We start from the raw sequence: 12,849 nt of genomic DNA, 5'->3' as shown, positions 1-12,849 counted from the left end.
GGATTGACTGGCTCAGTCGGCTAACTACTCAGTAATTCTTGAAAATTTAATTTTTGAAACTTTCGAGAGCCGTTTCACTTCTGCTAACCAAAGGGTTGATGAAAAATCTGCCGTTTAATTTGCTGTTTTTTGCCGCTTAAACATTTACACCAAGGTCGATCGTGCCTATGACAGTCAAGTTTTCTGACTTCTTAATCTGGGTCAGTGCAGGAATCGTAGTTTCGAGCCTAAATTTTGGCGTTTCTGCCCAGTCGGCCGAGGCTCCCCAACCAAAGCCTTCACCCACCACACAGCCGACCGCCAAGCCTCCCCAAAAAGATGAATTCCCGCCCAGTCCGCTGGAGCTAACTACGCCTGATCCCTTACTGCCAGGTGGTTTAAAGACTCCCTTGAGTGCCGTCGATCGCTCCCGTCTGACGATCGCGCTGGATGCCCTCAATCAAGAAGCCCTGGTCAAATTAGCGGCTCAACAGCCTCTCGAAGCCTTTGGGTTGTGGAATCGAGAACTGCGGCTGCGTCGTGCATTGGGGTTTGTAGAAGAAGTGAAGGCGCTGGGTCGAGTCGGCGATCTAGCCTGGAAACAAAATCAACCTAACCAGGTGCGGGTGATCACACTTCGACTGCAATCGATTCAAACTCAGGTGCAGACCGGGAAGCTGGATAAGATCCCTCCGCAACCCGCCTTCGATCGCACTCAACTCTTCTCTGGATTAGGACTCGCCTATCAGCAAGTACGATCGCCCGGACTCGCCCTCAGCGCCTATGACACATTGTTGACCGAAGCTCGGCAGCGCAAAGATGTCACCCAGGAAATCAGCTTGTTGAATACGATCGGACAGCTTCATTTAAGTTGGTTTGACTATCCCAAAGCGATCGCCACCTACACTGACCTGCTGAATGGCTCAAAGGCAAGGCGCGATCGGGCGAATGAAATTGTGAGCATCAGTCAACTGGCCTTTGCCCACGAGCAAGCCAAACAGCCCGCCCAAGCTGTGCCCTATCAGCAGCAATTGGTGCAGCTTTTTGAGCAAACTCAGCAACAGCCGCTAATTCCTCCGCTCAAGATTAAAATTGCCGACAACTACGCCGCCAGCGGACAAACTGCGTTAGCAGAGCAGACTTATCAAGAAGCGTTCACCCTGGCACAACCCCTGCTTCAGTTAGCCTACACCAAGGATGCCTTGCAAAAATTGGGAGCGCTTTACCGCAAGAACGATCGCCCAGACGCGGCCCTGAGAGTTTACGAATACCTGATCGGTTTTGGGCAGCAAACCTCTGACCTCTACAGCACAATGGATGCTTACGACAAAATTGGGCAAATCCAACTTGCTCGAAAGTCTTATGCAGAAGCCGCCACCGCTTTTAATCAAGGGCTAGAACTGGCAAAGAAGCTTAACTATCGGATGGATTACTTCACCACCCAGATTCAAGTCGCACAAAAAGGAGAGTAATTCGCTAATTTGGGTGAGTTGGAACCATCTAAGCCATGCTGTTTTCGATCGCCCAGCGCGCCAATTCTGTCCGGTTGTGCAGTCCGGTTTTGCCGAGCATGTTGCTAACGTGGCTTTCGATCGTGCGCTGGCTGACGTTGAGTTCTTCGGCGATCTCTCGGTTGGCCATGCCTCTCGCCACAAATTGCACCACTCGCAGTTCTGTGGGAGTTAGCTCGACATCAAACGGGACTTGAATTTTGGGCGTATTGTCTCCACCCTTCGCGTCTTTGTGTTGAATCAGGCGAGACGCTTGCTTGAGAGAAGACTCAACTTGGGCGACGAGTTCTTCTGGCTCAAAGGGTTTGACCATGTAGACATCTGCGCCGATGTTTAGGCCTTTGACGCGATCCTGGCTCTGCCCTTTGGCGGATAGAAATAAGACTGGAATCCAACTGGTTTTGGGATCTGAGCGGATGGCGCTGACGAGCGAATAGCCGTCCATCTCTGGCATCATCACGTCACAGATAATCATGTCTGGAACGTCTTGCTCTAGAACTTCTAAAGCTTCGCGACCGTTTTCTGCGGTGATGACCTCATACCCGCGAAACTCAAGATAGTCTTTGACTAGCAAAATCAAGTTAGGGTCATCGTCAATCAGCAGCAGCCGTCTATGATTCCCCGCGCTGGTTTCCTTCATGCTGTGATACTCGCTCTGCCTAATCTAGATTTGAATGGAAATAGAACCCTATGCATTGCCACATTCTACAGAATCAACCGTTTTATTTAACGGAAATCTAGCTAGAACCTAGCTTTTATTTTGGGAAGCTTCGATAAGGTGATAGAAAACTCAATCAATTGCAATGTGGACAATGGCGCAGATTTGTTGACCCTGTGTCTTGCGCCATTATATACGACTTGTCAAAAAAATTAACTTTATCGATCAGGTTTCCATCAAACGGTGGTGGATTAAGGACTCGATCGCGTGAGCTTTAAGAAGTTTGAGGAGCCAGGATTGGCAAGGTCTTGAGGGGCGGTTAATCGATCGTTTCTGTCCTACAATTCACGCCGCTACTGCGTCAAGATCCGTCATTCAGCTTGCCCAGAGAAATCGGCTTTGTGGCTGATTGGCTGTGGCAGAGGATGGGTGAGAAACGCATACTCTTTGACAATTTGGTTGCCAATCAAATGCTCTTGAATGATCCGTTCGATTACGTCAGGAGTCGCCGCCCGATACCACACCCCATCGGGATAGATGACCAGAATCGGCCCCTGATCACAGACGCGCAAACAGTTGGCTTTTGTCCGAAAGATGCAGCTCGGACGATCGGCAGTCGGTTTATCTAATTTCAGTTCTTGCAGGCGTTTCTTCAAGTAATTCCAGGACGCTAATCCCGTTTCTTGAGAGCAGCAGATCGGTTTTGTGGGGTCTGCACAGATCAAAAGGTGGCGCTGAATCTGGGGCAGTCCCAAGTTTTGAACACAATTTGTTAGAGACTCAGAGGTTGAGGGAATTGGAGAGGAAGACATGGACGATCGCAGGTTGAGTTTTTTAAGGTCTTTTTTAAGATCTTAAATTAAGCAAAAGAAAGAAAAATTGACGGCTGCAAAACAGGCTTTTGGCTTTCATCCCACTCCTTCTCGATCGGCATTTTGAGACCCCCGCTCTAGATACAGATTGATGAAATCTTCGGCAGCGGTTTCGTCAATCTGGCGGAGGGCTTTGATGATTTCGGTCACGGCTTCGGCGAGTGGATCACTAATTTCGTTGACCCATTGATGAACGGTCGATCGATTAATGCCCATTGTCACAGCCAGCCGATTTTGACTTAGACCGTAGGTTGAGAGGACGTGCTTGAGGGCCTTTCCTGCTTTTCCCATAGCTTGACTCACGGTAGAGGGCACACGAATAAAAGTCACATCAACGATGAGATTAGCCATTATAAACATGCGGTAAAACTCTAGGGAAAGAAACGGTAACGCTACGGCAATCTGACCGTTCTTCAAAACAATTTGATACCAAGAATGAACTCACAAGCGGTTAAGATAGCCACTCACGTTAACGCTTCTAAATTCGATCGAGGTAGACTTTAGCTAAGACGAGGATTGGAGACATTTTTAGACTGTCACGTTAAAATCGCCAAAGACTCTCAACCCTTTCATTTGTTATAAACCATTCACTGTTTCTACTATGGTTTCCACTTTTCTGAATCCGATCGTCGATGTCTCTCGCATTCGTTCTGAGATTAAGACGCTCCAGCCTCAACTGGTTGCCTGGCGGCGAGGGCTGCATCAACGTCCAGAACTCGGTTTTTGTGAGCATCTCACGGCAGAATTTATTGCCCAAAAGCTGACTGAGTGGGGCATTGACCATCAAACGGGTGTGGCGCAAACGGGAATTGTGGCAACGATCGCAGGACATCAACCTGGCCCTGTTCTCGCGATTCGAGCAGATATGGATGCCTTGCCGATTCAGGAGGCGAATCAAGTACCCTACAAGTCTCAACACGACGGCAAGATGCACGCCTGCGGTCATGATGGGCATGTGACGATCGCGCTAGGCACCGCCTATTATTTGTCTCAACATCGCGATTTTTGTGGGACGGTGAAGATCATCTTTCAGCCTGCGGAGGAAGGGCCGGGCGGGGCAAAGCCCATGATCGAGACGGGGGTTTTGAGGAATCCGGATGTGGATGCGATCATCGGTCTGCATTTGTGGAATCAGCTTCCTTTGGGAACGGTGGGGGTGCGATCGGGCGCTCTGATGGCGGCGGTCGAGACGTTTCGCTGTACGATTTTTGGCAAAGGCGGACATGGAGCAATTCCGCAACAGACGATCGACTCGATTGTGATCGGTTCTCAAGTCGTGAATGCGCTACAAACGATCGTCTCTCGCAATATTGACCCGATCGAGTCGGCAGTAGTGACCGTTGGCGAATTTCATGCCGGGACAGCGTGCAATGTCATTGCTAACACAGCTCAATTGAGTGGAACAGTGCGCTATTTTAATCCTAATTACGCCAATTATTTTAGCCAGCGACTTGAGCAAATTATTGCTGGGGTTTGTCAATGTCACGGTGCAAAGTTTGAGTTAGATTACCGATCGCTCTATCCGCCTGTGATCAATGATGGAGCGATCGCGGATCTGGTACGTTCTGTTACAGAAACAGTGATTGAGTCGCCGCTAGGAGTGGTGCCAAACTGTCAAACGATGGGCGGTGAAGATATGTCGTTTTTCTTGCAGGAAGTTCCGGGCTGTTATTTCTTTTTAGGGTCTGCCAATTCTGCCAAAGGATTAGATTTTCCGCATCATCATCCGCGTTTTGATTTTGATGAAACTGCATTAGGAATGGGGGTTGAAATTTTTGTGCGCTGCGTCGAAAAGTTTTGCAAACGGTAGGATTAGATTAGCAAATCTGGGCTTTCAATCAAATCACTCAAATTAAAGCAGTATGCAGACGATTTATCGCTTAAATGCTAATGAACTCGATCAAAATTTTTTAGACGGACTGAAGGCGACTTTTAAGGATCAGGAAATTGAGATTGTTGTATATGGTGTGGACGAAACCGCTTATTTGATGGCTTCTGCTGCAAATCGCGCACGCCTGCTGCAAGCAGTTGAGAACATTAAGCAACGCTCATCAACACTCATTGAAGTCAATCTGGATAATCTGGAGTGAAGCGTAAAGTTATTTTTGAACCCAGTGCTTTTGAAGACTTCACAGAATGGGCGCAACTAGATAAAAAGCTCTACAAAAAAATTGTTGGATTGCTTAAAGACACTCACTCTTCCATGTGCCGCCTATTTATCTGTATGCTACTCCGTCGTGGCAATTGGGCACCTTAACGTCATACTTTGCTGCGCTTATGACAAGCCTGATTACTTATGGGTCAAACGGATGAACTAACGCAATTTTTCACAGAATGCTGTGAAGCGCATAACCGCAGTCTTCTCGACAGCATTTTCGTTGATTTTAAGCAAAAACTTACACTTGCAGCTTTTGACTCTTTAAAGCGACAGGTTCTGACTAAATCTCTGCTGGCATTACGACAAAACTATGAAAGTCTGTCTTGGCTTTGTGAGTACATTTTATTTAGTAAACACTTACCGAGTGTTACACAAATTCTCGAAGCCACAGCATTACCAGCACGTAAACAAGGTGCAAGACTTTCTAAGCATGAATTTGAACTAAAAAAGGAACAAGCAAGAAACCGTGGCATTGCCGTACATAACCTAATCAAGCATTACTTGACTGGGCGTAGAAATGCTTCTTATTCAGCAGACTTAGTTCCTTGGGTTAATTCTGTTGAGCCTATTCTTCGCAAACTAAACTATGTTCGTCTTTTAGAGAAACCAATATTTCATCCAGAGTTACTTTATTCTGGCAGAGTAGACTGTGTTGCTTCTTGGTCTGGAATCGATTGTGTTGTTGAATGGAAAACATCGGAGAAATTAGATCAGTTTTCTCTAGATGAACACATTATTCAAGGGTCTGCTTACTTAGATGCAATTAACTCAGTTTATGGAATAGCACTGGAGCATTTGTTAATCGTTGTTGCTTTACCTAATCAGGCGGCACAAACATTTCTGCTAAATTGGCATACCTTAAAGCCGTATATGGAAACCTGGCACGCAAGAGTGAATGTTTATAACAATCCAAGACAGCGTATCACAAACCCGAATGGCTCATGTTTTGCAATTGTCAGTCCCTTCTATCAAGAGAATAGCTGTCCGCCGCTTATTCGCTACAAAGGAACTAACTTTTCTAGTAACAGAATTCATAGCAATAGCCATGTACCGTTTGATGATGAAAATGACACTGTAGGTGAACAGGAAGTACATCTGAAAGCTAATCAAGCAAATTCTAAAAGACGGATGAGAAGTCGGAACTACACTGAGGACTCAATTCGTCTTTATCTGCAAGAAGTCGGTCGCTATCGCCTTTTACGTGCTAGTGAAGAGATTGAGTTGGCGCAGAAGATTTCTGATCTACTACAGCTAGAGAGAGTTCGTATAAGATTGGCAGAGAAATTGAATCGTGAGCCTTCAGATAGTGAATGGGCACATGGGGTTAGTATGGCATTGCCAGCTTTTCGGCATCGCTTGTATTTAGGTCGCCGTGCTAAAGAAAAGCTGGTGCAATCGAACCTGCGTTTAGTAGTGTCAGTTGCGAAAAGATATATGAATCGAGGATTATCATTCCAAGATCTAGTTCAAGAAGGAAGTTTAGGGCTAATCAGAGCCTCAGAGAAGTTTGATTATGAGAAAGGGTATAAGTTTTCAACATATGCAACATGGTGGATTCGTCTAGCAATTACTCGTGCGATCGCGGACTATTCTCAAGCTGTACGCCTTCCCATCCATATCTATGAAACGATAAGTCGAATCAAGAAAACAATCAGGTTGCTTGACCAAGAAGTAGGAGGAGTTCGGACTGAATTTGAGGTGGCAACTCGCATGGGAATGAGCATTGAACATCTTCGATTCTTTCTGAGAGCGTCTCAACCTTTACTAACATTAGACGCTCCTACCAATGAACCTGAAGACCCTTGGACTGGCGAACAACGCAATCAGGGTTTGTTGTGCTGGGGTGATCAACTTGAGGCGGAGCAGCAACCCATTGACGAGGTGATCGGTCGCACCTTGCTACGAGAAGATCTAGAGGGTATTCTGGCTACGCTTTCCCCCCGCGAAAAGGATGTGTTACGCCTACGTTATGGACTAGATGATGGACGGATGAAAACGCTAGAAGAGATCGCCCAGATTTTTAAGGTGACTCGTAAAAGAATCAGGCAGATCGAAGCCAAAGCACTCCGTAAATTACGGCATCCTGAACGTAACCAAATCTTAAAAGAATTTATTCGATAGTTCAGAGTTGAACAAGAACGCATGGAAACGTAACTAACCAAATTTCTTCTGGCTTAGGATTCAACATCATAGATGTCTTCTTCCTCGTCGTTCCACTCCTCAAAACCCGTCTGTGACAGACTCATCCACTCATAAGACTGTAGCCGTTCTGCAATCTCATGGGACAGGGTTAATAAATCTTGGGCAGGAAGTTGAGCAATGATAGATTTAATCTGTTCGAGGCTCAAAGTAGGCACAGTTTGGGACATGAATTTTTCTCCATCTGTGATATTCAGACGAGGATACTTGAGAAATTGAGATGATGCTTGCATTGTAATCTGACCGACTTAGCAAGGCAATTCCTCAATTGGAATCAACTCAGGCTTATTACGATCGCGCTCAGAGTTCGTCTGTTTTAAATCGCCATTCAGAATTTCGTTGTAGATATGTTCGAGACGGACGGGCTGACGGGCGATCGACTCCAACGGAACCCCATCAAATCGGCTGATAATGTCTTTTAACTCCAACATTTCAGGGAGCCAAAAAGCTAAGTCGTCTCCATAGCGGCGGTAAGGAAAACCGAGAGATTGGGCACGCGCGATCGCTCCCTCTTCATCAGAAGTTTGCACGATCACAATTTCTTGAGCCGCAATACATTGACGCAGTTGGAGTAAGCTGCCTTCAGCCAAGAGACAGCCCTGTTTGAGAATGCCTAAGCGATCGCACAGTCGTTCAGCTTCGTCGAGCAAATGCGTCGTTAATAAGATGGTCATGCCTTGACTTTGCAGATTGCGAATCAGCCGCCAGATTTCGATCCGGGCTTCGATGTCTAAGCCAGTCGTCGGTTCGTCGAGAATCAGTAACTTGGGATGATGCACCAGGGCGATCGCCAAACTCAATCGTCGCTGCATTCCCCCGCTCAAGGTTTCTGCGTAGCTGTGGGAGCGATCGCACAACCCAACCGCTTCTAGACAAACCTGCACTCGTTCTCGCCTCTGTTTTTTTGGCAGTCCATAGAGCCGCGCAAAGAAGTTGAGATTTTCGGCACAGGTGAGACTGCGGTAGAGGAGATTTTCTTGGGGAACCAGTCCGATGAGAGATTTGGTCGCGTCTGAAATGGGCTGATGGTGAATGGTGACGCGGCCGCTATCCGATCGCAGCAGGTGACAGAGAATGTTGATTGTGGTGGTTTTTCCGGCTCCGTTGGCTCCGAGTAGTCCATAAATTTCGCCAGGAGCAATGCTGAGATTCAGGTTTTTGAGAACCGATCGTGACCCATAGGATTTGCAAAGATTTTCAATTTTCAGCAATTATCGTCTCCTTTCAGTTTCGAGCATTTGACGATATGAGAGCCACCCGCCACCCAGCATTAGCCCAGAAAATCCTACCAAAAACCAAAAGTGAGGCGCAATTTCAGCAAAGTCTTTTCCCTGAATGGACGCAGCAGAGAGCGCTTCAATCATGTGATAAATGGGATTGTATTGAGCAATGTCTCTCAGAGCTTTGGGAAAGAACTCGATCGGAATAAACGCCCCACTCAACAACAACAACGGAACGCCCAACGCTGCGATTAATGCATTCACATCTTCAGTGCGACGCGCTAATTTTGCCCCGATACAAAAGCCTGCACCCACATAAGCGATCATGCTGAGGAATGTAATCAGCAATCCTAACCCCAACGATCCTTTGAATGAGGCGTTAGCAAAAGTAGCAATGCTGTAGACTAAAATCGTTTGACCGACACCGATCGAGCCATAGGCTAAAAAGATACCTAAAAAGTAGGACGTGCCTCGCAAAGGAGAAGTCAACAAACGTTTGAGGATACGCTGTTCTCGCTCTGCGACGATCGTTGCAATACTGCCGCCCAGACAGCTAAAAAACAACGCCGTTCCGACTAAACAGGGAGCCACCGATCGCGCAAACGCTTCTGCGACCGAGAGACGCGCCTGTTCGGACAGAATCATGCCGTTGATGATCAAAATCGACGCGGGAAAGACCACCCAACAAATTAGACTAACTTTTCGCCGCCACAGTTCAAGCAGAATGCGTTGAGCGATCGCCGTTGTTCCTGACCAGTCTCTCGCTAACAACCGTTTCTCCTTTGTGTGCATCATGCGTGAATTATTTTATCCAATCGTACTGTATCCGATCGGGTGTGCTGGTTTTAACTTTGTTTGAGCATCCTTCGGTAAAAGTGCGTGTCACCTGACATGACGGGAAATGAGAGAGGAAGATCAGCGCGACCGACGCTCCGAAACCCATTCTTTTGATAAAATCGATGCGCTGCTTTAAAGGCTGCAACAGTTCCTAAGTAGATGTCTGTGATGCTCCGTGTTGCCCAATTGTATAAAGTGTTCAATAGCTGTTGACCAATCCTGACCTGGAAGGGTTCCCGATCGACCATTCGATAAGCCGATGCAACAAACATTTTACGGAGAGCAAGCTGGTAATTTTGGATGTCAATAGCGGCGATCTCTTCGAGTTACCCGCAAGGGGTCGTGCCAATCACCTGATCATTCTCGACAGCAATCCAAAAGTTTCCATTTCCCTGTTGATAAACCGTTGGAATATCGAGTAAATCAGGTTGATCTTCGAGGGTAATTGGCAATCCAAATTCTTCGCGTTGAATCTGCAAAATCAACTTAACCACCTGCATTTGGTACTGAGGTTGATAGGTCAGGATTTGCATTTTAGCTACAGTTTTAATTACAGTTCTAATTACAGAAAGTATCTCAACTGAACCTTGATGTTCGTCTTTTGATTGACAAGGGCGATCGCTGTTTCTTTAAAACTGGGCGCACTGGTGAGAATTTTGGGATTACGAGAAAAGCCAAATCCTTCTTTAGGAATTCCGAAAAGTCCAGTGTTCAGTTTACCGTCTTCGTTGACATCATGAATGACTGCAACCGCATAATTGCCTGCATTCAAGTTGTTAAACGTCACCGATGGCGCAGCAGTTTTGGCACTCACACAGCGAGAATCAAGGGCACGATCGACTCCATTGGGAAACCCCTGATCTTTAGCAAACAGGCTCAGACAAACAATTCCCTTCTGATTTCTCAATCCATCTACGGTGACTGTTAGAGCATAGTTGGGCATAGCTTCAGCATTCAGTGACAAAAGGTTAGCAGTTACAGTTGTAATCAAGAAGCTAGTTAGAAGGCGTTGCATCATCTGTTGATCTAAGTGTAATTAGTGTTGTAGCAAAGTAGCTCATATAACAATGTAATCAAAAATGCTCTGTAAAACCACTTCCGCAACGCATAGAAAAACATTCCCGACAACCATTCCCCACCCCCATCTGTTGCAGCCTAAGATTTAACATATCGTTCTTTTAAGGCTCTACCTACAACACATACTCAACGGTTCGAGAGAACCACCACGGTTTTTTCTACCAAACTCTTCCTTAGCCTCGCTGCCAGCGAATCCGGTTATGCTCTGCCTCAAATGAACGAATCCCACGGGTCGGAGTTGAGAAGTGACTGTCTCTTTCGATTACATGGCTAGAACCCGTGAAAATGGGTTGGCTATGAATCGTTTCCTGATGCAAAATCTGGCGTTCATACACGGTATTCCTCCCCTGTCGGTAGGTTACGACTTCTGCACCAACCAAATCGATCGTTAACTTTCCTGAGTTCGCGATCGGCTGCCTGGCTGCAAGTTCTCGATCACAATTCAGGGTGCAACGCTGTCCCAATCACAAGGGATACTTAGTATAACCGACCTGTTCGGTGGTCGAATACTGCTTTCTGTTAAATCTGAATGACCACGCCAACTATATCCATTGCAACGCTTACCAACGATAAGTAAAACACTCCAGAGATGACTAAGATAATACAGACGCGAAGAATAAAAAGAGTTTTGAGCAACAAAATAACGAACGCTCTTAAGACAAACTGTAATGGGAAACACTATCCAGGGAAGAATGAAGAAGTTTATAAAAAGAAGAAACCAAGCCAAGACCACGCTCAAGTCAGATGGGTACCCTGAGATCATCCATCCTTGCACGTCTTTTTGGGGAGAGTTGAGCGGCGCGATCGCATTGTTAGGCAATGTTTGGGGACTTTGAGAATTCATAGCAGCTACTCTAAGAGGGTTCAAGTCTGCCAAAGAACCAGTACACGACGGTAGATACGATCGTTAATACAATTGCACCCAACAGAGCAGAGAAAAATCCAGCAATATAGAATCCAGGGGTCAACGCTGCCACCAACCAGAACGTGATGGCATTAATCACAAATAAAAACAGCCCCAGTGTCACGATCGTCAACGGTAAGGTGAATAGGATGAGAAGGGGACGCACGATCGCATTCACAAATCCTAAGATCGCAGCCCCGATTAGAGCCGCCGCAAGGCTATCAATCCGAAACCCAGGCACAATGTAGGACGTGATGATTAGAGAAACAGCCGTCGCCAGCCAGGTCAAGATAAAGTGCAGCATGGTAGTTAGAATTTTTGTCTCGATGATAGCAGACCACACCGTTAACGGTAGGCTACTTTTTTGAGATGTAATAAATCACCCCTGAGTAGTCATCGGTTAGTAGAAATGCATCCTTGTCCACTCGCAAAATATCGACAGGTCTTCCGTAGATCGTGCCGTTTTGCAAAAAGCCGCTAATAAACACTTCTGATGAATTGTCAGCCTTCAATCGTGAGACTCGATAGCCTCGCTGCAATTTGAGCTTTGATCCCCCGTGAAGCACCACTAAAAAGGAATCTTTTAACTCGTCAGAGTTCGCTGAATCAAAATACTCCAATCCCAAAGGAGCGCTGTGAGCAGGAAATGTAGCGTTTGCTGAAGGAACCGTACTGCAATTTACTTTTTTAGTCGATCGCTTAAACTGATTATCCGCATAGATGCGAGATTGATATTGATAGCAATAGGGAAATCCATAGTTTTGACCGTTCCTGATTCTATAAAATGTCTCTTCTGGTTTGTTATCTCCTAAGTGATCGGCTCCCATATTTGTCGCGTATAGCTGGTCATTCACCCATTCGATCCCTACAGCATTTCGCAAACCATTCGCGTAGGGTTTTTGATTCTTACCATCAAGATCCATTTCTAGAATTGAGGCTCTGACCGATTCTTTTTCTTCACAAGCGTTGCAGCTACTTCCCAAAGCGACGTACACTTTATCGTTGTGAATGGCAACGGTTCGCGTCAAATGCCAGCCGCCGTACTTATAGCTCAACCCATAGTCAGGAAACTTGGCCAACACTTGAGGGGCACTTTTGGGAGCAGTTTCACCATTGCTGTAGCGATAACGAACTAAGCGATCGGTCAACGCCAGATATAACCACTGATTACCATTGGAATCTACATAAAACGCAACGCTATTAGGATTTCTAAGATTCGTCAAATAAGGCGTGATTTTACCAAATTTACCTGTTTTAGAATCGAAGCGATCGAGGACATAAACCTTGCCTTTCTGGTTGTCCGTCAGATCATACATATCAGTGACAAAGAGGCGATCGTCTGGACTTTTCGCCATAAATCGAATCCGCTTTAACCCCTGTGGGCGTTGCTGAACAAAGGGATGAATCAAGTGAGTACGGGTATTGACCAATACT

At 46.2% G+C, this 12,849-nt stretch carries 16 protein-coding genes; 4 read left to right on the top strand and 12 right to left on the bottom strand.

The window, feature by feature from the left end; translation table 11 throughout:
- Positions 1-167 precede the first annotated feature (167 nt).
- Positions 168-1,451, top strand: a complete 1,284-nt coding sequence (locus tag ACJ2PR_RS14120) for a tetratricopeptide repeat protein (protein WP_446877467.1) — start codon at positions 168-170, stop codon at positions 1,449-1,451.
- A 28-nt stretch (positions 1,452-1,479) separates the two neighbouring features.
- Here the strand turns inward: ACJ2PR_RS14120 and ACJ2PR_RS14115 are convergent, their stop codons facing one another.
- The 3 genes from ACJ2PR_RS14115 to ACJ2PR_RS14105 form a co-directional block, all read right to left on the bottom strand.
- Positions 1,480-2,130 carry a response regulator transcription factor gene (locus tag ACJ2PR_RS14115; protein ID WP_446856528.1) on the bottom strand — a complete coding sequence of 217 codons (651 nt, stop codon included), beginning with the start codon at positions 2,128-2,130 and terminating at the stop codon, positions 1,480-1,482.
- Between the two features lie 389 nt (positions 2,131-2,519).
- Entirely contained in the window at positions 2,520-2,960 is a 441-nt protein-coding gene (locus ACJ2PR_RS14110) for a (2Fe-2S) ferredoxin domain-containing protein (protein WP_446877466.1), read from the bottom strand.
- A 96-nt stretch (positions 2,961-3,056) separates the two neighbouring features.
- Positions 3,057-3,371: a helix-turn-helix domain-containing protein gene (locus ACJ2PR_RS14105; RefSeq protein WP_446856526.1), complete on the bottom strand. Its 315-nt coding sequence runs from the start codon at positions 3,369-3,371 to the stop codon at positions 3,057-3,059.
- 250 nt (positions 3,372-3,621) lie between these two features.
- Here ACJ2PR_RS14105 and ACJ2PR_RS14100 point away from each other — a divergent pair, with 250 nt between their 5' ends.
- The 3 genes from ACJ2PR_RS14100 to rpoD all read left to right on the top strand — a co-directional run bounded on the left by ACJ2PR_RS14100 (position 3,622) and on the right by rpoD (position 7,299).
- Positions 3,622-4,830 carry a M20 metallopeptidase family protein gene (locus ACJ2PR_RS14100; protein WP_446877465.1) on the top strand — a complete coding sequence of 403 codons (1,209 nt, stop codon included), beginning with the start codon at positions 3,622-3,624 and terminating at the stop codon, positions 4,828-4,830.
- Between the two features lie 52 nt (positions 4,831-4,882).
- Entirely contained in the window at positions 4,883-5,110 is a 228-nt protein-coding gene (locus tag ACJ2PR_RS14095; protein WP_446877464.1) for a hypothetical protein, read from the top strand.
- 206 nt (positions 5,111-5,316) lie between these two features.
- Positions 5,317-7,299, top strand: a complete 1,983-nt coding sequence (rpoD, locus tag ACJ2PR_RS14090) for an RNA polymerase sigma factor RpoD (RefSeq protein ID WP_446877463.1) — start codon at positions 5,317-5,319, stop codon at positions 7,297-7,299.
- A gap of 53 nt (positions 7,300-7,352) precedes the next feature.
- Here the strand turns inward: rpoD and ACJ2PR_RS14085 are convergent, their stop codons facing one another.
- The 9 genes from ACJ2PR_RS14085 to ACJ2PR_RS14045 form a co-directional block, all read right to left on the bottom strand.
- On the bottom strand, positions 7,353-7,547 hold the full coding sequence (locus tag ACJ2PR_RS14085) for a hypothetical protein (protein ID WP_446867063.1): 195 nt from the start codon (positions 7,545-7,547) through the stop codon (positions 7,353-7,355).
- A 78-nt stretch (positions 7,548-7,625) separates the two neighbouring features.
- A complete protein-coding gene (locus tag ACJ2PR_RS14080; protein WP_446877462.1) occupies positions 7,626-8,588 on the bottom strand; it encodes an ABC transporter ATP-binding protein in 963 nt (320 codons plus the stop codon).
- The gene (locus ACJ2PR_RS14075) at positions 8,589-9,392 is read right to left on the bottom strand and encodes an ABC transporter permease (RefSeq protein WP_446877461.1); all 804 of its coding nucleotides are present in this window, start codon (positions 9,390-9,392) and stop codon (positions 8,589-8,591) included.
- A gap of 50 nt (positions 9,393-9,442) precedes the next feature.
- Positions 9,443-9,706 (bottom strand): GNAT family N-acetyltransferase, encoded by a 264-nt coding sequence (locus tag ACJ2PR_RS14070; protein WP_446877460.1) that lies wholly within the window; start codon positions 9,704-9,706, stop codon positions 9,443-9,445.
- Between the two features lie 54 nt (positions 9,707-9,760).
- Positions 9,761-9,967 carry a hypothetical protein gene (locus ACJ2PR_RS14065; protein WP_446856520.1) on the bottom strand — a complete coding sequence of 69 codons (207 nt, stop codon included), beginning with the start codon at positions 9,965-9,967 and terminating at the stop codon, positions 9,761-9,763.
- A 29-nt stretch (positions 9,968-9,996) separates the two neighbouring features.
- Positions 9,997-10,452: a DUF2141 domain-containing protein gene (locus ACJ2PR_RS14060; RefSeq protein WP_446877459.1), complete on the bottom strand. Its 456-nt coding sequence runs from the start codon at positions 10,450-10,452 to the stop codon at positions 9,997-9,999.
- A 232-nt stretch (positions 10,453-10,684) separates the two neighbouring features.
- Entirely contained in the window at positions 10,685-10,846 is a 162-nt protein-coding gene (locus ACJ2PR_RS14055; RefSeq protein ID WP_446867057.1) for a hypothetical protein, read from the bottom strand.
- 519 nt (positions 10,847-11,365) lie between these two features.
- Positions 11,366-11,719, bottom strand: a complete 354-nt coding sequence (locus ACJ2PR_RS14050) for a phage holin family protein (RefSeq protein ID WP_446856517.1) — start codon at positions 11,717-11,719, stop codon at positions 11,366-11,368.
- Between the two features lie 52 nt (positions 11,720-11,771).
- The coding region (locus ACJ2PR_RS14045; protein WP_446877458.1) for a PQQ-dependent sugar dehydrogenase at positions 11,772-12,849 on the bottom strand (1,078 nt) is incomplete at its 5' end.

This window comes from Phormidesmis sp. 146-33 (genome assembly GCF_052939515.1).
This window is presented reverse-complemented; position numbering and strand designations above follow the sequence as displayed.